23 protein-coding genes are annotated in these 18,990 nt (G+C 59.9%); 17 read left to right on the forward strand and 6 right to left on the reverse strand.

What is annotated here, in order from left to right:
• Positions 1-229 precede the first annotated feature (229 nt).
• Positions 230-1,021 (reverse strand): Fic family protein, encoded by a 792-nt coding sequence (locus tag HNE_RS07585; protein WP_011646543.1) that lies wholly within the window; start codon positions 1,019-1,021, stop codon positions 230-232.
• Between the two features lie 460 nt (positions 1,022-1,481).
• Between HNE_RS07585 and hlyD the strand changes: the two genes are divergently transcribed.
• Genes hlyD through HNE_RS07610 form a run of 5 tightly spaced genes read left to right on the forward strand, consistent with a single transcriptional unit; the run spans position 1,482 to position 7,135 of the window.
• A complete protein-coding gene (gene hlyD / locus HNE_RS07590; protein ID WP_011646544.1) occupies positions 1,482-2,489 on the forward strand; it encodes a secretion protein HlyD in 1,008 nt (335 codons plus the stop codon).
• An 8-nt stretch (positions 2,490-2,497) separates the two neighbouring features.
• Positions 2,498-4,243 (forward strand): ATP-binding cassette domain-containing protein, encoded by a 1,746-nt coding sequence (locus HNE_RS07595; protein WP_035591692.1) that lies wholly within the window; start codon positions 2,498-2,500, stop codon positions 4,241-4,243.
• Positions 4,244-4,248: 5 nt separating this feature from the next.
• The gene (locus HNE_RS07600; RefSeq protein WP_407637716.1) at positions 4,249-5,379 is read left to right on the forward strand and encodes an ABC transporter permease; all 1,131 of its coding nucleotides are present in this window, start codon (positions 4,249-4,251) and stop codon (positions 5,377-5,379) included.
• A 1-nt stretch (position 5,380) separates the two neighbouring features.
• Entirely contained in the window at positions 5,381-6,481 is a 1,101-nt protein-coding gene (locus HNE_RS07605) for an ABC transporter permease (protein ID WP_011646547.1), read from the forward strand.
• Positions 6,482-7,135, forward strand: a complete 654-nt coding sequence (locus HNE_RS07610; RefSeq protein WP_011646548.1) for a CerR family C-terminal domain-containing protein — start codon at positions 6,482-6,484, stop codon at positions 7,133-7,135.
• A gap of 84 nt (positions 7,136-7,219) precedes the next feature.
• Here HNE_RS07610 and HNE_RS07615 read toward each other — a convergent pair whose 3' ends face one another.
• Genes HNE_RS07615 through HNE_RS07625 form a run of 3 tightly spaced genes read right to left on the reverse strand, consistent with a single transcriptional unit; the run spans position 7,220 to position 8,619 of the window.
• Positions 7,220-7,696: a hypothetical protein gene (locus tag HNE_RS07615; protein ID WP_198022890.1), complete on the reverse strand. Its 477-nt coding sequence runs from the start codon at positions 7,694-7,696 to the stop codon at positions 7,220-7,222.
• A 12-nt stretch (positions 7,697-7,708) separates the two neighbouring features.
• Positions 7,709-8,197 carry a hemerythrin domain-containing protein gene (locus HNE_RS07620; RefSeq protein WP_011646550.1) on the reverse strand — a complete coding sequence of 163 codons (489 nt, stop codon included), beginning with the start codon at positions 8,195-8,197 and terminating at the stop codon, positions 7,709-7,711.
• Positions 8,194-8,619, reverse strand: a complete 426-nt coding sequence (locus HNE_RS07625; RefSeq protein WP_011646551.1) for a group III truncated hemoglobin — start codon at positions 8,617-8,619, stop codon at positions 8,194-8,196. Before HNE_RS07625 ends, HNE_RS07620 begins: the two co-directional genes overlap by 4 nt.
• A gap of 134 nt (positions 8,620-8,753) precedes the next feature.
• Here HNE_RS07625 and HNE_RS07630 point away from each other — a divergent pair, with 134 nt between their 5' ends.
• Both HNE_RS07630 and HNE_RS07635 read left to right on the forward strand, forming a co-directional pair.
• On the forward strand, positions 8,754-9,164 hold the full coding sequence (locus HNE_RS07630) for an Rrf2 family transcriptional regulator (protein WP_011646552.1): 411 nt from the start codon (positions 8,754-8,756) through the stop codon (positions 9,162-9,164).
• 78 nt (positions 9,165-9,242) lie between these two features.
• Complete coding sequence (locus HNE_RS07635; RefSeq protein ID WP_011646553.1) at positions 9,243-9,476, forward strand: hexameric tyrosine-coordinated heme protein; 234 nt, start codon at positions 9,243-9,245, stop codon at positions 9,474-9,476.
• Positions 9,477-9,518: 42 nt separating this feature from the next.
• On the opposite strand, the gene HNE_RS18720 is transcribed toward HNE_RS07635, so the two are convergent.
• Both HNE_RS18720 and HNE_RS07640 read right to left on the reverse strand, forming a co-directional pair.
• Complete coding sequence (locus HNE_RS18720; protein WP_156950311.1) at positions 9,519-9,683, reverse strand: hypothetical protein; 165 nt, start codon at positions 9,681-9,683, stop codon at positions 9,519-9,521.
• Positions 9,684-9,882: 199 nt separating this feature from the next.
• Positions 9,883-10,650 (reverse strand): sulfite exporter TauE/SafE family protein, encoded by a 768-nt coding sequence (locus tag HNE_RS07640; RefSeq protein WP_233352020.1) that lies wholly within the window; start codon positions 10,648-10,650, stop codon positions 9,883-9,885.
• Between the two features lie 156 nt (positions 10,651-10,806).
• Between HNE_RS07640 and HNE_RS07645 the strand changes: the two genes are divergently transcribed.
• From HNE_RS07645 to HNE_RS07690, 10 genes are all read left to right on the forward strand, one after another.
• Positions 10,807-11,520, forward strand: coding sequence for an NnrU family protein (locus tag HNE_RS07645; protein ID WP_011646558.1), 714 nt, complete (start codon positions 10,807-10,809; stop codon positions 11,518-11,520).
• Between the two features lie 37 nt (positions 11,521-11,557).
• On the forward strand, positions 11,558-11,797 hold the full coding sequence (locus tag HNE_RS07650) for a MoaD/ThiS family protein (RefSeq protein ID WP_011646559.1): 240 nt from the start codon (positions 11,558-11,560) through the stop codon (positions 11,795-11,797).
• 9 nt (positions 11,798-11,806) lie between these two features.
• Positions 11,807-12,280, forward strand: a complete 474-nt coding sequence (locus tag HNE_RS07655) for a membrane protein (protein ID WP_011646560.1) — start codon at positions 11,807-11,809, stop codon at positions 12,278-12,280.
• Positions 12,281-12,296: 16 nt separating this feature from the next.
• A complete protein-coding gene (locus tag HNE_RS07660) occupies positions 12,297-12,794 on the forward strand; it encodes a molybdenum cofactor biosynthesis protein MoaE (RefSeq protein ID WP_011646561.1) in 498 nt (165 codons plus the stop codon).
• Positions 12,781-13,317: a molybdenum cofactor biosynthesis protein B gene (gene moaB / locus HNE_RS07665; protein WP_011646562.1), complete on the forward strand. Its 537-nt coding sequence runs from the start codon at positions 12,781-12,783 to the stop codon at positions 13,315-13,317. The genes HNE_RS07660 and moaB overlap by 14 nt, the downstream gene beginning before the upstream one ends.
• Complete coding sequence (moaC, locus tag HNE_RS07670) at positions 13,308-13,802, forward strand: cyclic pyranopterin monophosphate synthase MoaC (RefSeq protein ID WP_035591606.1); 495 nt, start codon at positions 13,308-13,310, stop codon at positions 13,800-13,802. The genes moaB and moaC overlap by 10 nt, the downstream gene beginning before the upstream one ends.
• The gene (locus HNE_RS07675) at positions 13,799-14,983 is read left to right on the forward strand and encodes a molybdopterin molybdotransferase MoeA (RefSeq protein ID WP_011646564.1); all 1,185 of its coding nucleotides are present in this window, start codon (positions 13,799-13,801) and stop codon (positions 14,981-14,983) included. The genes moaC and HNE_RS07675 overlap by 4 nt, the downstream gene beginning before the upstream one ends.
• A gap of 30 nt (positions 14,984-15,013) precedes the next feature.
• Positions 15,014-15,391: a limonene-1,2-epoxide hydrolase family protein gene (locus HNE_RS07680; RefSeq protein ID WP_011646565.1), complete on the forward strand. Its 378-nt coding sequence runs from the start codon at positions 15,014-15,016 to the stop codon at positions 15,389-15,391.
• A 141-nt stretch (positions 15,392-15,532) separates the two neighbouring features.
• Positions 15,533-17,728 carry an adenosylcobalamin-dependent ribonucleoside-diphosphate reductase gene (locus HNE_RS07685; RefSeq protein ID WP_011646566.1) on the forward strand — a complete coding sequence of 732 codons (2,196 nt, stop codon included), beginning with the start codon at positions 15,533-15,535 and terminating at the stop codon, positions 17,726-17,728.
• A gap of 21 nt (positions 17,729-17,749) precedes the next feature.
• Positions 17,750-18,946 carry an NnrS family protein gene (locus HNE_RS07690; RefSeq protein WP_011646567.1) on the forward strand — a complete coding sequence of 399 codons (1,197 nt, stop codon included), beginning with the start codon at positions 17,750-17,752 and terminating at the stop codon, positions 18,944-18,946.
• Positions 18,947-18,990: the final 44 nt, after the last annotated feature.

Here is an 18,990-nt window from a genome sequence, read left to right on the forward strand (position 1 = left end):
TAAATTGAATGAATACAAGGTAGTATAGCGTTAATCGACTGCCTGTCAAATGCCCCGGACCATCCCGCTCTTACGGTTTTAAGATCCTCCAGTATGCGGGGCCTCTCCGGACGCGCAGCGGTGACCAGGTGCCCAGCGCAAGCCTTTAACAACAGGCATTCGTTATTAAAGGTTCGCTTGCTCTCGGTTTTTCTGGTCTCGGGTTCTGAGGTCTGTCGTCAGAGCCTTTTCAGTCCAGCTTCAGGAAGTACCGGGTGGATTTGAGTTCCCCCTGCCGAACGAGCGCGCCTTTGGCGACCATGTCGGTAAGGTCGCGCGTCGCGGTTGCGGTCGGGGCGCCTGTGATCGTCATGTAATTCTTTGCGCTGAGCCCGCCCTTGAAGCCGTCAATGCCTTCGGCGAACATGCGCAGCAAGGCTTTCTCCTGCCGCGGGTTCAGCTTCCCTGCGAGCCGGTCGAAGAGGCGCGTCTTGGCCAGCATGAACTCAACCTGCTTCAGGCTTCGGTCCTGCGCCTCAAGCGCGATATCCGCAAACCAGCTCAGCCAGCGGTCGGCGTTCACGGTTGCACTGGCGAGCTCCAGTTCGCGGTAATAGTCCTTGCGGTGGCGCAGCAGGGCGCCGGCCAGCGACATGAAGACGGGCCGCTGCCTTCCTTGCGCTAGCGCTTTTTCCGAGATGGCGCGTCCGATGCGGCCATTGCCGTCTTCATACGGATGGATGCACTCGAACCAGAGATGTGCAAGTCCGGCCCGCTCGATCGGAAGCAGCGGTGTCTCGCCGGTTGGCGCGGTCTTGTTGAACCAGGCGATGAACGCCGACATATGGCCGGGAACGGAGCTTGAAGGCGGCGCCTCATAGAGAACCTTTGGCGCGGAGGGTAGCGGCTCATGCGTTCGGTCAGAGACGATATGAGCACTTCGCTGCGCAAGTAGCGAGACGATTGGTGCGCGCCTGAAAGCGGCCGGGAGGGATGCAAGTCTCAGGATGTTAAGTCTCTGCAGTGGGTCACTCGATATCAATCCGCTTAAAGCGTTCTAGTGTGGTATGCATCTCAGCGGCGGCCGATCAGACATGCTAGACTGACGCTTTCAGGATCGGTGGTCGGGCTTCGGTGTAAGAATCCAACGGCGTTTCTATGACGACAAAAACGTCTCTGCCGAGATAAGGCGCCTTCAAGATTCATTCTCGCGAAGCCGTATACGCGGATCGTTTTTGCGTCGGCTGTTCTTCGAGAGGAAGCTGTTATCCAGCGGCGAGATTTACCGGTTTGCCCGGTAACGGCGATGTCTGAGGGTGAGGCGACAATACCGTATTGCCGACACCATTGCGTGGGTATGAGGTGCAGGATCGTTCAGCGCGAGCGCTCGCGATTAAGGTAACAAAGAAGAGCCTTGAATATTAATTAGTACAAGTGTACGAAAAATGGAGTAGTTTGTTAAATTTGGGTGGGGCCTCCCGCGCGCCCCCGAAAGATTGTCAATGAAGCGCATTGCCATCGTCGCCGCCGTTCTGGTTGCTGCCCTCAGCTTGGGCCGTTTCGTCGTGTGGCCGCGTTTGGACCCGGCGGATTCCAGCGCCGACAGCGCACTGGTGCTGTATGGCAATGTCGATATTCGGCAGGTAGAGCTTGCTTTCCGGGTCTCCGGCCGCCTCGAGACCATGAACTTCGAGGAAGGGGACGCGGTCTCGGCTGGCGAGGTGATCGCAGTCCTGGACATCGCGCCTCTGCGTGACGGACTCGTTCAGGCTGAGGCCGAAGCGTCGGTGCGACGGGCAGAGCTTGCGCGACTCGAGGCCGGGAGCCGGTCCCAGGAAATTGAGCGGGCCCGGGCCCGGGTGGAAGAACTGGAAGCGAATGTCCTGCTGGCGCAACAGACGTTCGACCGGCAGTCGAAATTACGCGACAGCGGGTATGTGTCCCAGCAAGCCTATGACACGGCGCTCGCCGCGTTGGATGCAGCCCAGAAGCGCCTTGTCGCAGGCAAGAAGGACCTCACCCTTGTGCAGCTCGGACCGCGATCCGAAGAGATTACGGGGAGCGCGGCGGGTGTTGAAGCGGCTGAGGCGGCGGTTGCTCAAGCGCGGATGAGGCTTGGCGACGCAAGTCTTGTCGCACCTTCAGACGGGGTTCTGCTGGCGCGCGTGCGGGAACCCGGTTCTATCGTCGCCGCAGGCGTGCCGGTTGCTACTTTGGCTTTGACCAGCCCGGTCTGGGTGCGCGCTTATGTCGATGAGTCCGACCTTGGCTTCGTCGTACCTGGCAAGGCAGCTGAAGTGTTCACTGACAGCGCACCTGGCAGGCCCTATGAGGGGCAAGTCGGCTTTGTCTCTCCTGTTGCCGAATTCACTCCCCGGACGGTCCAGACCCCTGATCTGCGTACTGATCTTGTGTATCAGGTTCGGATCATTGTCGACGCACCCGACAGCGGCCTCCGGCAAGGCATGCCCGTAACCGTCAAGCTGCGCCGCCCGGCGGTGGCAGATTGACCGCGCAGATGAGCTATGGAGCTCTCATGTCTGGCCCGCCACCCTTCGTTCAGATCAACAAGGTCACGAAGCGGTTTACTGCGAATGGTCCGGCAGCACTTGATGATATCTCCGGTACCATAGCGACGGGCAAGATTACCGGGCTGGTCGGCCCGGACGGCGCAGGTAAGACAACGCTCATCCGGTTGCTGACGGGCCTCAGCCGGCCCAGCGAAGGCGAGGTGCTCATAGGGGGCGTACGCGCGCACACAGCGCAGCGCACCTTGCACGAGATGCTCGGCTACATGCCCCAACGCTTCGGCCTCTACGAAGATCTGAGCGTCCAGGAAAATCTTGAACTGTTTGCTGATCTTAAAGGACTTTCAGGTGATGAGCGGGAGGACGCCTTCCGTCACCTGTTGAAGTTCACGGACCTTGCGCGGTTCACCGAACGTCTGGCCGGAGCCCTGTCTGGCGGCATGAAGCAGAAACTCGGCCTTGCCTGCGCCTTGCTGACGAGGCCGCGCCTGCTGCTCCTCGATGAGCCATCGGTGGGCGTTGACCCGATCTCGCGCAGGGAACTGTGGTCGATGGTAGGCGAGCTCGTCGACGATAGCATGGCGGTGGTCTGGGCAACCGCCTATCTGGACGAAGCGGAAAAATGCGATGATGTTCTTCTGCTTAGCGGGGGCAGGCTCCTCCATGCAGGTCCTCCCGGTGACCTGACAGCGACAATGGCCGGCCGCGTCTTCCTGGCGCGTGTTCCGCAAGAGACCCGCCGTGCCGCCATTGCAGCGCTGCTTCGCGATGCATCTGTGGCCGATGCAATCCTGCACGGCGACGCCATACGCTTTCTGACCCGCGACGGGGCCGATCTTGATCACGTCAGGACCTTGGTGAATGCAGAGAGCGTTCCTGCCACGCCCCGCTTCGAGGACGCGTTTGTCGACCGGTTGGGCGGCGGTCCGGACGGGCGGTCGCCGCTGGCCGAAGCAATGATTGCGCATCCGGATAAGGGTGACGCGGTTATCGAAGCGCGCGGCCTCACCAAGCGCTACGGGACCTTCACGGCGGCCTCCGATATCACGTTCACTCAGAAGCGTGGCGAAATCCTCGGGCTGCTTGGCCCCAATGGGGCGGGCAAGTCGACAACCTTCAAGATGCTTTGCGGCCTGACTGAGCCGAGCGAAGGCGAGGGCCGTGTTGCCGGGTTCGACTTGCGAACGGCCGCGGCCGATGCACGCGGGCGGCTGGGCTATATGGCGCAGAAATTCTCCCTCTACGGAGATATTTCCGTGGCACAGAATCTCTCTTTCTTCGCTGGTGTCTACGGTCTTGGCCGCGCGCGGGCGCGCGAGCGGATCGAAGCGATGCTGCAGGCCTTTGATCTGACGGGCCATCGCAACACCGCTGCTGCGCGCCTGCCGCTCGGATTCAAGCAACGTCTCGCGCTCGCCGCTGCACTCTTGCATGAGCCGGAGGTCCTTTTCCTTGATGAGCCGACATCGGGTGTTGATCCGATCACGCGGAGAGAGTTCTGGTCGCACATCAATGCGTTGACGGCGAAGAATGTTGCCGTGCTCGTCACCACCCACTTCATGGAAGAGGCCGAGTATTGCGACCGGATCAACCTGATCTATCGCGGCAGGACAATCGCAGAGGGCACCCCCGAGGCGTTGAAGGCGAGCTGTGCCAATCCAAACGGCTCGAGCGTGACCATGGAAGAAGCATTTATCGAGCTGGTTGCGCGATCTGAAAAACAAGAGGCCGCCTGATGCAACTGTCGCGGCTTCCTGCTCCTGTGCGTCGAGCCTTCTCGCTTGCGCGAAAGGAAACATTCCAGATTTTTCGTGACCCTTCTTCGATCCTGATCGCGTTCGTGCTACCGCTTATCCTTCTCCTTCTGTTCGGGTTCGGAATATCGCTCGATGCCAATTCGATCCGGATTGGCATCGTGGTACAGGACGCACGCACCGATGCGCGCAGTCTTGTCCAGGCATTTGAAGGTTCCGACTATTTCGAAACCGTCACGGCCTTCGACCAGGCGGCGCTTGAGCCGGGCCTTGTATCCGGTCAGCTGCGCGGCCTCGTCATCATTCCGCCGGACTTCACCGAACGCCTGCGCAGGCGCGACCCGGCCCCCATCGAGATCCTGACCGACGGCTCGCAGCCCAATACCGCTCAGTTCGTCGCGAACTATGCCCAGGGAGTCTACAGCGTATGGCAGGCACGCCGGCTCGCAGACGCGGCCCTGCCAGTCCCGGCGGCGATAACCCCGCAACCCCGCTTCTGGTTCAATGCCGAACTGACCAGTCGCTACAATCTCGTGCCGGGGTCCACGGCAGTTGTGATGACCATCATCGGCACATTGTTGACGGCGCTGGTAATCGCCCGCGAATGGGAGCGCGGCACCATGGAAGCGGTCCTTGCCACACCGGTGAGCCGGGTAGAATTATTGGTGTCAAAGATCTTGCCTTATTTTCTGCTGGGCATGAGCTCTCTGGTGCTGTGCACCCTGGCAGCGGTATTCGTTTTTGATGTCCCGTTCCGAGGCTCGGTCTTTGCGCTTGCAGCGGTTGCCGCAGCTTTCCTGGTGCCCGCCCTTGGTCAGGGATTGCTGATCTCCGCGGCGACCAAGAACCAGTTTGTTGCGGCTCAGCTGGCGCTTTTCACAGGCTTCCTGCCGGCAACGTTGCTATCGGGGTTTATCTTCGAAATCAGCGCGATGCCGCTGCCGATCCGCACGGTCACCACCTTTATCCCGGCGCGTTATTTCGTGAGCAGTTTGCAGACACTGTTTCTGGCAGGGGATGTCTGGTCGGTTCTATGGCCAGCGATCCTGAAGATGCTGGCCGTCGGCACCTTTTTCCTGATGCTGACATGGCTGGCTACGCCGAAGCGGATCGCCTGACATGTGGCGGCGCTTGCTTGCTCTGATCATCAAGGAGATGCTCGCCATTTGGCGTGATCCCAAGGGGCGCGCGGTGATCCTTGTGCCCCCCCTTCTTCAACTCGTCATCTTCGCCTTCGCGATGACGATGGAGGTGCGCAATGTCGATATTGCCGTCCTCAATCTCGACCACGAAAGGAGCGGCCGGGAAATCGTGGCAGGCTTTGAAGGCGCCTCCGCGTTCGATGAGATCATACAGCTGCAGTCCGTCAGCCAGATCCGGGAGACTATCGACAGCCAGCGCGTCATTGCGGTGGTTCATATCGGGCAGGACTTCTCCCGCCGGATCGAAGCGGGTCAGCCGGCAGATGTCCAGATCATCCTTGACGGTCGCAAGTCGAACGCGTCTCAGATCGTCAACTCGTACCTGTCGGCCATCATCGCGCGTGTGTCGGCAGCGGCATATTCAGGCGGCGCGCCGCCGGAGGCCGTCCAAGTCCGGCATTGGTTCAACCCAAATCTTGAATATGCCTGGTTCACCCTGCCGGGACTGGTCGCAACCATCACCCTACTGACCACGATCATCGTGACGGCCCTGTCGGTTGCCCGCGAGCGCGAACTTGGTACATTCGATCAGCTGCTCGTCTCACCACTCAGGCCGATGGAGATCGTCATCGGGAAGTCAGCACCTGGTCTGATCTTCGGCTACCTGCATGGCACCTTCTTTGTTCTCGTGGCCGTACTTGGTTTCAAGATTCCCTTTGCTGGGTCGCTGCTCGCGCTCTACGGATCGATGTTTTTCTATCTGCTGGCGGTGATCGGGATCGGTCTCTTTATTTCCGTGATCTCAGATACCCAGCAACAGGCGATACTCGGTGCCTTTGTTTTCGCCTCGCCTGCGGTGCTTCTGTCTGGCTTCATGTCACCGGTTGAGAACATGCCAGGCTGGATGCAACTGGCGACGCAGATCAATCCGCTCCGGCACTTCCTCGTCATAACTCAAGGCGTGTTTCTGAAGGATCTGCCACTGTCCGAGGTTGCGCGCAGTACAGCACCGCTCATCGTGATCGCAATGGTGACGCTGCCGGCCTCTGCCTGGTTACTCAGAAAGAAGACATCATAGATGGCAAAGCGCAGTGATCCTCGAAGCGTTGAAACGCGCGAACGGCTCGTCGAGGCCGCTATCGAACTGTTCGGCGTTGTGGGATTCGACGGAACATCCACCCGGGCGATCGCCGGCATGGCAGGCGTGTCCCTTGCCGCGATACCGTATCATTTCGTGACCAAGGAGAACCTCTATCTCGCAGCTGCGTCCTCGATTGCAGAGCAGGTATCGCAAAGGCTTGAGCCAGCGCTGAGCCGACTTGAAGACGAATTGCTCAACCGCGCCCTGAGCCGCAAGCAGGCGATTGAGCTGCTGGAGACGGCTTTTGGCCCTTTTGTGATGATGCTGGCAAGCAGTGACAGCGAAAAATGGGCCCGGTTCATGCTTCGTGAACAGGCCACTCCCACAGAAGCTTTTGAAATACTCTATGCCAGCAATGTTGGCCGCTTCTTCCGTGCCATCATCCATCTTACAGCAATCGCAAGTGGCGACGTGCCGGGGTCCCGGGCATCCCGTGTTCGGGGGTTGACGCTTCTCGGTCAGGCGCTCGCTTTCCGCGCCGCCCGGGCGTTGTCTTTGAGAACTCTGGAGCGCGAGGATCTGGGGCCTGAGGAAATCGTGTCCATCACTTCTTTAATTCGCGAAAATATACGCCTGTTGCAGCATCTTTAGCGGGGTATTGGCACAGACCTTCCGATGGGGTCAGTCTGACCCGATGCTGCCGACAGTCCAGATGGTTTCCTGTTCCAGTGCTCTTCAGCCGCCGTCAAACAGGATGGTCATGAGCAAGGATGAGTCCTGAATTCCCCGCAACGCGTGGTGCTCTTCGTGGTCCAGATACACCCAGTGCCCAGGCAGCAGGTCAATCGTTCTGTCGGCGAGACCCAATTGCACGTGCCCCTCGATGCAGTGGAACATGATCTGGCCAGTGACTTTGTGGGATGGGATTTCGGTTCCGGACAGTACAATAAGTCGAACCGCTTCAAAGCTCTTTGTGCGGACGATCGCGCTTGTCTTTTCAGTACTTACACGGGAGCCGAGGGGGTGAAGATCTACGCGCTCGCCCGATGCTGCATGCTTGAGTGCCATTGCCTTGTTTCCAATTCCATTCGCCTGCCCTGATTGATGAATTAACGCTTTTCCTGCACACGTGTCGAAATAATCCGGTGTCATCTCTCCCGCCATGCAGGGAGGCGATGCGTAGCGTGCTCCCGGGTCTTTGGGATCGTTCAATGGCGGACTCCGTCAGGTATCGGTATGGTTGACCTGGTCAAATTGCGGGAAGAGCACCTCATTTTCCAGACGAATATGCGAAGTCAGGTCCGTAATGAACTCCGCGAGACCGGCATACAGGCGGGTCCAGGTTCCGCATGCGCCCTCGGGCAGTTCCAGGTTATACGTGAGCTGCGCGATGGCCGCGATTGCCCGTCCGTGATCATCATGATCGGCACGCATGACGGCGATGGGGTGGGCGAGCCCGGGGGTGCCGCCCGCCCGAATTGCTGGAAAGAGGATCAACTCCTCCTTCTTCATGTGTACTTCCAACTCACCGATCATTTGTCGCAGGAGTTCGCGGAGCCCCTTCGGCGCACGCTCATGCCCTGCATGCACGCGCTCGACCTTTGCGGCAAGTTCGGCAAGGACTGGCAGCTGCTCACGATGCGTCTGATGATAGCGCGTCTCGATATATCGAGTCAGGTCCGAGGCGTTCTGAATCGGTGCGGCATCTGTCATGGGGGTGTCCTTTGGTCTGCGCCATCCGAAAGCGGCTTGGGAACTGTTTGCGATTCTTCAACGGCGCTTAAAAGTGAACGTGCAATGCGTTCTGCCCGCGTGATCAGATGCGCGGCGCCCGCAGCCGAACATGTCTCTTGCGCAGTTTCCTTGAACAGAGCGAGCCATCGCTCGAAATGCAGGGCACCGACCGCAAGCTTCGTGTGTGCTTCCTGCGGGCGACCATGGTAGCGCCCCGTCATCAACGCCACTGAAGACCAGAAAGTGACCATACGTTCCAGATGTGGTGTCCAGTCGGTGATGTGCGCATCAAAAATGGGGCCAAGAACAGCATCGGATCGGACCTTGGCGTAGAAGGCCTGCACCATTTCCCGAAGCAGGGACTCATCAAGGCCTGTGGCCGTCACGATGACGGCTGTCATCTCTGGCCTGGCCGAAGCAATCTGAGCGGTAGGACGGGCAGTGTTCATGGCGGACGCATTCTATTGGACTTGCAAGACAGCGTAGGGCTGTTAATAGGTATTGTAAATACCGATTAAGTGACAGGTGTCGCCCCATGCGTCTGACTGCTTTTACCGACTACGGACTGCGAATGCTGATGCGCATGGCGAGTGCGCCGGACCGTGCTTTTTCGACGGCAGAGCTCGCAGAGGAGTTCGGCCTGTCGCGCAACCATTTAGCTAAGATCATGCAGCGCCTGGCTGGAGCCGGGCTGATCCAGACCCGGCGTGGTGGGGGGGGTGGCGCTGAGCTTGGGCGGCCGGCCAACGAGATCAGACTGGGAGCCATTATCCGGTTGCTTGAAGAGGGACAGCCGCTGGTGGAATGCCTGAGCGCCGACGGGGGCGCTTGTACCCTCACCCCTCGTTGCAGGCTCAAGGCCCGGCTGCAATCTGCCGAAATGGCATTTCTTTCCGAGCTAGACCAATCCACGCTCGCCGACATCGCGCTTGAACCGGTTGCGTAAGATGAACGCCGAGACCTTTATGATCTGCAGAACCAACGATCCGCTGAATTGAAACCGCAAGCATGACTGGACCTTCCTATGACCTCCTGGCTCCCGACCCTTAAGACCGCGACCCCCGAAGAAGGCTATGCCCTTGCACTCAAGATGGCGCGTGTCGCTATCAAGATGACGCAGCCAGACGATGAGATCCGCGGCAGACTGCGACCTGGTTACGCCGAAAGCGCCGATGCGCTGATTGCATCCAGCCAGGTCGTGGCAACGCATTTCGCCACTGTGGCTGCAGCGAATGGCTATTGGAATGAGGGGACATGACGACCGCTGGACCTGGCGTTGGAAACCCTGACCGAGGCGGACCTAATGGCTGAAATCTTCCGCGTTGTTCTGGCGACCGGCCTGATGCTTTTCGCGCGACAGCGCAATCGTCTTACGAAGTAAAGCAGAGACGGATAATGACACCGAACGGTCGAGGTTGATTTTCCATTTCCATGGCCGGGCACGGCGCGTCGTCATCAAATCCATAGGCAGCGTGCTCAGACAGCTGCACCATCCGGAGAGGTGAAGATACGCTTTCCGAAAAGGAACTGTTCGGTGAATTGCTGAAGAAATGGCCACCGCGTCACTCCGTTTCCTGCGCCTGAAAAGTCGCTCAGACCGGTCACCAGGCGGGTCTTGTCCGCGCCTTGAGCATTTCATCCTTCGCGAGCTGACGCTCGCTGATTCAGATCAGAGTGCTCCATCTATAGAGCAGCTGAACTGAAACATACAGAATCAGAATAGCGGTCATTATACGGATTAAACTGGGCTTTATATGATAGCCGGCCAGCCAGGATCCGATCTGTCCACCCGCCAGCACAGCGATCGGTAGCAACCAGTAGGGCAGGGCGAGCGACATCAGGTCCAGGTCCTGGAGTTTGAACGCCTGGCCCAGAAGGCCCGACAGGGAATTGACCAGAATGAACAGGCTGCAGGCGGCGGCGATCTGCTTTGCGTTTCCCCAGCGCATTAAATAGAGGACTGGGGCAAGGAATATCCCCCCGCCTATGCCTACCAATCCTGAGAGGATGCCGATCGATCCGCCGATTGCAGCTGACAGCACCGGAGGGATCGGGCGGAACTGCGAGACGGTCTCTGACTCAACGGTGGCGCGTTGAAGGGCAAGATGTACCCCTGAAATCAGGAGCGCTCCTCCCAGCAGTCCAACGAAGGTTGTTTCACTGATGGGCAAGCGGCCACCGATCCATGCCGCCGGCACAGATGTGATAAGGAAGGGCAAGAGGCGACGGGTGGAAAGATCTCCCGTCCGCGAAAACCGCCAGACACCGCCGGTGACCACGAAGACATTGCAGATGAGCGCGATGGCAGGAACGATGCGGTAGTCAGCGCCGCTGAGCACCAGCAACGCGTTGTAAGTTGAGCCCCCGCCAAAGCCGACGCTGGCATAAAGGACGGCGGTTATGAAGAATGCCGCAATCAGCAGTGATGGCACCAATGCGCTTTCTCCTCGGGCCTTGGATCTTGTCAGTAGCGGCTCAGTCGGCGCAGACCCATTACAATCATCTGCCCGCGACCGGTAAAATAGCATTCTGCCGGATGATCAATGTCATGCGGGATCGCCCTGATTTGCCTTAATAATATTCCCGGGATGCCGGATCAGGACGGGCGCAAGGTGAGTGGATGGGAAGAGTTTCTGGGCGCAGCGCTGGTCTTTCTTGTCAGTCACGCCTTGCCAGCCCGGCCAGGTATTCGCATCCGGCTGGTCTCCCTGCTGGGCCGCTGGGCCTATCTGGCGCTTTACAGCGCGGTGTCCCTTGCGCTGTTCGCCTGGCTCATTATCGCTGCCGGCAGGGCGCCCTATGTCTGGCTCTGGTTCTGGGGCCCGCACGGCCTCTGGCTTGCCAATGGCCTTATGGCCTTGGCCCTCCTCCTGGTGATCGGAGGGACAGCCATTGCCAATCCTTTCAGTCTCGGCGGCCTCGCGGAAAGGGCCTACAATCCGGCCCGTCCCGGTATTCTTGCGGTAACCCGGCATCCCTTGCTCTGGGCGATGGTGCTTTGGTCTTTGGCGCACCTTATTGCAAATGGCGACCTCGCGCACGTGCTGCTGTTTGGGTCTCTGGGAGTGTTTTCAGTCGTGGGAATTCTCGCCATGGAAACCCGGAGCAGAATGCGGGGCGGCGCGCTGTGGTCCCAAATGATCCGCGGGACGAGCCTTGTTCCATTTGCCGCGCTCCTGACAGGCAACGCCAGATGGAGAGAGCTCCTTCAGTTGAGGATGCTGCTCTTGCCGGTCGTCTGGGGCGGACTCATTCTCCTGCATCGGCCTGTGGTCGGTGTCTCACCACTACCCCCGGTTTGAAGCAGGCCAGCCAATGCCAGTAAAAGGAATTGTTCGTATGCAGATAGGGTTTCACGGGCGTATCGCGGCTCCGTTCAGCGGCGCCGCGAATGTCGAGGTGTCCATGAACGGCCTTGCTGTTTCCGGACTGAGGGCCCTGCTTGCCAGCCAATACAATGTGGACGCCATCCTTCACCGGTCTGTGCGGGCTGCCGTCAACGATGAGATTGTCCCGGAAGACTACGTCATCCGGCCTGGTGATACTGTCGAGTTCATGAGCCCGGTCTCGGGGGGGTGAGCTGAGCCCGTGTTTGACATCACACTTGCCCGAGCCCTGCATGTCGGCGCCGTCGTCCACTGGATCGGCGGCGTTTGCTTCGTAACACTCGTCCTGCTTCCTGGTGTCCGCAGCCTGACTCAGCCAGCCGAGCGGGCGCGCATCTTTGCAGCGATCGAAAGTGCGTTTTCCTGGCAGGCAAAGATCTCGGTTACTGTTGCCGGTCTGACAGGCTTCTACATTACCTACCGTCTTGCCGCCTGGGGCCGTTTTCTGGATCCCGGCTTCTGGTGGATGCATGCCATGGTAGCGATCTGGCTGGTGTTCACCATCGTGCTGTTCGTTCTCGAGCCGCTCTATCTGGACCGCTGGTTTTCGCGGCAGATGCACGCACAACCCGCAAGAACGATGGCGATCGTCCAGCGCGGACATCTGGTATTGATGACCCTGTCGCTGATAACTGTCCTGGCAGCGGTCCTCGGATCCCATGGCGCATTCTATTGATAATGAGGGGTCCCCTATGACGGACGAAAAATGCGACAAAGGCTTGCATGCCGAGCTTGCAAACACGGTCATTGACGCCGCCGCGAGACTGGATGACCTCCGGCTTCGCGCACCCGGTCATGGCGCCGTCGTTTCCTTTCAGGGGACAGTGCGGCCGGTCACCAAGCAGGGAGAACCGCTGGAGAAGCTGATTCTCGATCACCACCCCCGGATGACGCTTGTTTCCTTGCAACGGATCGCTGAGGCGGGAATTAAGCGGTTCGATGTCAGTGCCGTGTCCGTGGTGCACCGCTGCGGGGCCATGGTTCCGGGCGAGGTTATCGTCTTTGTCGGCGTGACGGGCGACCATCGCCGGGAAGCGTTTCTGGCTGCCGATTATCTTATGGACAGGCTCAAGACAGAAGCCGTCTTCTGGAAGCGCGAACTCGGACCGTTTGGCGAGCGCTGGATAGAGCCTACAGATCGAGACAGAATGGACTTGGAGAGATGGAATGAAAAAAATGCCGGGCATTGACGAGAGCCTTGCCTTTTACCCGCTGAACATCGCTGTACTGACGGTATCCGATACCCGAAATACCGAAACAGATACTTCTGGCGGCCTGCTCATCGAGCGGGCCCGGGCGGCGGGTCATAACGTGGTCGAGCGCGCCATCGTCAGGGATGAGGTGGCGGATATCCGTGCAGTTGTCTCGCGATGGATCGCCGAACCGGGGATCGACGTGGTGCTGACGACGGGTGGAACAGGATTCTCTCCTCGCGATGTGACCCCTGAAGCCGTCAAACCGCTGTTCCGGCGCGAGATGGATGGCTTTTCCGTCGTCTTTCACCAGGTGAGCCTTGGCACGGTGGGCGTTTCCACCCTGCAGTCCCGTGCTTTCGCGGGGCAAGCGGGCGAGACATTCATTTTCTGTGTTCCAGGTTCAACCGGCGCCTGCCGGGACGCATGGGACCATGTGTTCGCCCTGGAGTTCGATAGCAGGTTCCGGCCGTGCTCCCTGGTCGGTCAGATTGAACGCTATCGGGGAATCTGTCCGTGACGAAGCTGACCCACCTCGATTCTGATGGCCGCGTTCATATGGTGGATGTGAGCGAGAAGGCCGCAAGTGTGCGCCGCGCGGTGGCGAGCGGGCGCGTGCGATGCCTGCCCGAAACGCTAGCCGCGGTGCGCGAGGCGCGCACGCCCAAGGGGGCGGTTATCACGACGGCAGAGCTTGCCGGCATCATGGCGGCCAAGCGAACCCATGAATTGATCCCGCTCTGCCACCCGCTGATGCTCAGCAAGGTGGCCGTTACGATAGAGATGGATGACGCCCTGCCGGGCTTCAGAATTTCCGCCGAAGTGCGACTGACCGGCCAGACCGGCATTGAGATGGAAGCGCTGACCGCCGCGAGTGTCGCCGCGCTCACGCTCTATGACATGCTTAAAGCTGTCGACAAGGGTATTATCATTGAAGCGATCCGCCTTGAAGAGAAGAGCGGCGGCAAGTCCGGCGACTGGCGGGCAGAGACCGAAGTGCCATGATTTCCTTCAATGAGGCACTCTCCCGCGTGATCGGCGTCGCGCTGCCATTGGGTTCTGAAAGCGTGTCCTTCGAAGCCGCATCGGGTCGAGTGCTTTCCGAAGGGGTCACGGCGCGGTTTGCCATGCCGCGTACTGATGTCTCGGCCATGGATGGATATGCCGTGCGTGAGGCCGATCTCAAGGATATTCCATTCAGCCTGATCATTGCCGGGGAGGCGGCTGCCGGCACGCTGCCAGGCCAGCGGTTGCCGGAGCGCACGGCATTTCGCATCTTTACAGGCGCGCCGGTTCCCGACGGCGCAAACCGCGTGATCGTTCAGGAAAACGCCGAACGCGCGGGCGATCGGGTCACCTTTCTTCGCCCACATGGACCTGGCCGCAATATTCGGGCCGCAGGATCGGATTTCGCAGCGGGTGACCTGCTTGTGCCTGCCGGGATTCGCCTTGACTGGCGGGCTCTGACCACCGCTGCGGCCGCAGACCAGGGCAGGATCTCTGTCTGGCGCCAACCGTGTGTGGTGATCCTGGCCACGGGTGATGAGTTGGCGGCGCCGGGGCAGGCAATGGAAAGGCCCGGCGCCATCCCGGAAAGCGTCTCGCCTGGCATCGCCGCATTCGTTACCGCACATGGTGGCCGTCTGTTGCGGTCCGAGCGCCTGCCGGATGTGCCCGAACTGCTTGGTGCGGCGGCTGCGCGCGCGCTGCAGGAGGCTGATCTGATCATCATGATTGGGGGCGCGTCAGTCGGTGACCGTGATTACTCGCGTTCGGTGTTTGGCGAAGCGCCTGATTATGTTTTCCCAAAAGTAGCCATCAAGCCCGGCAAGCCCGTCTGGCTGGCGCGGATTGGTACCCGCCTCGTTCTTGGCCTTCCGGGCAATCCAACGTCTGCCCTGGTCACCGCCCGGCTGCTGCTGGCGCCCCTCCTGACCGGGATGAGTGGCGGCGATGCGGCCACTGCCGTCGTGTTCGAGCAGGGCTGTTGCGCTGATCCTCTTCCTGCTTGCGGTGACCGGGAAACCTTCCTCCGGGCCCGGATGACAGAACGCGGGCTTGTTCTGGCAGACTCGCAGGATTCAGGGAGCCAGCGGTCACTTGCGGCGTCAGATGCACTGATACGCCGTTTGCCTGGCGCACCGGCTGAACCGGCGGGCGCACCTGTTTCCTATATCCGCTTCTGAGACTTCAGGCTCATCCGACAGGAGACATAGATGACTGAAAACGAAAAAATCATCCGGGAATTCATAGCCGCCTGGTCGCGTCTGGGCGTCGATGAAATTGTAAGCTATTTCGCCGACGACGGCGTTTACCACAACATGCCCTTCAGGCCGGTGACAGGCCATGGTGCCCTGAAAGCATTTGTCGGCAATTTCCTGAAGGACTGGACAGAGACGAACTGGGAGATCCTGACTCTGGTCAGCTCGGGCGATATTGTTGTAGCCGAGCGCCTCGATCGCACGAGACTGGGAACGCAGGCTGTCGATCTTCCCTGTTGCGGCGTGTTTGTTATGGAAGGCGGGAAGATCAAAGTCTGGCGGGACTATTTCGATATGGCGACTTACACGCGCGGTATATCCGGCGAGGCATGAGAGACTGGCCGTGATTGATCCTTGTCAAGGCAGGCCGGGGAATTTTCATCCCGCTGTCAGATGCTGCGCACCTCGCGTTTTGCCGCACCGAATCGGAGAGCCTGACCGTCCTTCAGCGATCAGATGAACAGGACAATCACCATGCCTTTCGACACGCCGCTTGCAGCCGAAATCTGGGAAAAGAAATACCGCTTCCGCTCCGACGAGGGTGAGGATGTTGACCTCGCCGCAACGCTTTCTCGTGTTGCCAATGCTGTTGCCAAAGCGGAGAACCCCGCAAACCGGAAGGTCTGGCGCGCGCGGTTCCGCGATGCGCTCACGGACTTCCGATTTATCCCCGCAGGACGGATCCTCGCCGGTGCCGGGACGGCGCGCAATGTCACCCTGTTCAACTGTTTTGTGATGGGGACTCTCCCTGACAACCTGCCAGGAATCTTCGAACATCTTCGTGAAGCGGCTGTTACCCTGCAGCAGGGCGGCGGGGTAGGGATGGATTTCTCCACCATCCGCCCGTCTGGTGCTCCGGTCATGGGCGTCGGCGCGCAGGCGTCCGGTCCGCTCTCCTTCATGGACACATGGGATGCAATGTGCCGGACCATCATGTCGGCGGGCCAGCGGCGCGGCGCGATGATGGGCTGCCTGCGCATTGATCATCCCGATATCGAGGCCTTCATCGACGCCAAGCGCGATGGCGCGCGGTTTCGCAACTTCAACCTTTCGGTCCTTGTGACCGATGAATTCATGGCGGCGCTGGAGGCGGGCAGGGACTGGACGCTCAGCTTCAATGGCCAGCCCTATCGCTCATTGCCTGCGTCAGGTCTCTGGGACCGGCTCATGCAGGCGACCTATGACGCCGCAGAGCCCGGCGTGATCTTTGTCGACCGGGTGAATGCGCTCAACAATCTCGCAGACATTGAGACGATCAGCGCCTCAAATCCCTGCGGCGAGCAGATGCTGCCGCCCTATGGCGCGTGTCTTCTGGGCTCGATCAATCTGGCGCGGCTTGTTTCCTCTCCCTTTGAGGCAGATGCGAAAATCGAGCTGACCGAGCTTGAAACGCTGACAGAAACCGCCATCCGCTTTCTTGACAATGTTATCGACATCTCGCGCTACCCCCTTGAGCAGCAGGGAGAGGAGGCCCGCGCCAAACGCAGGCTCGGACTGGGCGTCACGGGGCTTGCTGACGCCTTGATCTTCTGCGGCGCTGCCTATGGTTCGGACAAGGCCGTCGCTCTGTCGGAGCGCTGGATGGGGGCAATCAAGCGTGCCGCCTATCGCGCGTCAGCCCATCTCGCGGCGGAGAAGGGACCTTACCCGCTTTTTGACAAGGCCATTCTGGATCGCCCGAACCTTCTGGGCCTCGATCCTGACACGCGTGCCCTGATCTCCGAGCATGGCCTGCGCAATGGCTGCCTCACATCGATAGCGCCTACTGGCACAACCTCTCTGCTTGCCGACAACGTTTCCTCCGGAGTGGAACCCGTTTTTGCCTTTTCCTATTCGCGAAAAGTGCGTCAGGCGGACGGCACCAGTGTCGAAGAACCCGTCACCGACTATGCGCTTCGTGTCTGGCACAGGCTGCACGGCGACGCGGCGCCACCGGCAGACGTATTCGTCAGTGCACAGACCCTGACCCCTCAGGATCATCTTCGCATGCAGGCAAGCGCGCAGCGTTTTGTGGACAGTTCCATTTCGAAGACCGTCAACTGTCCGGCCGATATCAGCTTCGATGCGTTCAAGGATGTCTATCGCGAAGGCTATCGGCTCGGCTGCAAGGGACTGACGACCTACCGGCCCAATGCCATCACAGGATCTGTCCTTTCGGTCGCTGAAACGCCTGTCCAGGCGGACGTTCCGGAGACGCCGCTCGCGCCGCGCGCACGCAAACTGGAAGGGGCGACCTACAAACTCAAATGGCCGCAAAGCGCGCATGCTGTCTATGTTACCATTAATGATGCAGACACCGGTCATGGACCCCGGCCATTCGAGATCTTCGTCAACTCCAAGAACATGGACCATTATGCCTGGACCCTTGCCCTGACACGGATGATTTCGGCTGTGTTCCGCCGGGGGGGCGATGTCAGTTTCGTCGCCGACGAGCTTCAGGCTGTGTTTGATCCGCAGGGCGGCGCGTTCATGGACGGGCGGTACGTGCCTTCTCTGCCCGCCGCGATCGGACGCGTTGTGGCCGAACATCTCGGCATGACGGGTGCGGGCAGTGCCGAGACTGGCAACCGCAAGGATGCAGCCTGTTGCCCGAAATGTGGTCAGAAAGCACTGATCCGTAAGGAAGGCTGTGACACCTGTCTCGAGTGCGGCCATTCGAAATGCGGGTAAATTTGAAAAGGGATATGCAGAATGGCGACCAGTGCTGAACAAATTCGTGCCTATAGGGGGCCGGCTCTGTTCAGCCTTGGCCTGCGGCCCTTCTTTCTGTTGGGCGCGATCTGGGCAGCAATCGCCATACCCCTCTGGATTGCGACCTATGCGTTTGGCCCGGTGGCCCTGTCGGTAGAGGCGGGCCTTGCATTTCATGTGCATGAAATGGTCTTCGGTTACGGATCTGCGATCGTGGCAGGGTTTTTGCTGACTGCGGTTCCGAACTGGACGGGCCGGCTGCCTGTCTGCGGACAACCTCTCATGATATTGGTGGCGATCTGGATTGCGGGGCGTATCGCCATGCTGGTCCAGCCGGACCCTGCCTGGTTGGCGGGGGCCATCGAGAGCGCTTTCCTTCTGGTTTTTGCCGGTATCATCTGGCGCGAAGTGATTGCAGGCAAGAATACGCGAAACCTGAAAGTAGCCGCTGCTGTCTCGGTCCTTGCCCTGGCGAATGTCGGATTTCATTGGAGCGAAATCATAAATGGTGGCCTGCCGCAGATGGCGATAAGGACGGGACTGGCCGCGCTGATTTTTCTGATCCTGCTGATCGGCGGGCGGATCACCCCGAGTTTTACGCGCAACTGGCTCGCCAGACGGGGCGGCGCGATGCCGGCCCCGTTTGACCGGTATGACGGCATGGCGCTGCTTTTTTCCCTCGCTGCCCTTGCGGTTTGGGCGCTCTTCGGGGACCGCGCATTGTCATCCGGACTACTTGTATTGGCGGGTGCCCTCAATATCGTTCGACTCGCAAGATGGCAGGGGCAGCGAACGCTCGCTGAACCCCTCGTGACCATTCTGCATATCGGATTTGCCTGGGCGGCGCTGGCGCTCATCCTTCTCGGCCTGAGCGGTATTTTCCCGGCCGGCGTTCCGAGTGTCGCAGGCATTCACGCGGCCGGCGCAGGCGCGGTTGGCGTCATGACCTTGGCGGTCATGACGCGGGCAAGTCTGGGGCACACGGGTCACGTCCTGCATGCAGGGTGGGGGACAGTGCTGGTATATGGATTGGTCAATGCCGGCGCGATCACGCGTGTGGTGGCGCCGTTCCTCGACGGGGCACTTCAAGCGCCGGTCAATTATGTCGCAAGTGGATTTTGGGCAGGCGCATTCGCGCTTTTCGCAATGGTCTACGGCCCGAGGTTGTTGGCACCGCGGCCTGATCCTGTGCCTTGACGGGTCCGGACCGGTCACTTGACTCCCATCAATCCGGCGACGCG

Origin of the sequence: Hyphomonas neptunium ATCC 15444 (assembly GCF_000013025.1) — a bacterium.
Taxonomy (GTDB): domain Bacteria; phylum Pseudomonadota; class Alphaproteobacteria; order Caulobacterales; family Hyphomonadaceae; genus Hyphomonas; species Hyphomonas neptunia.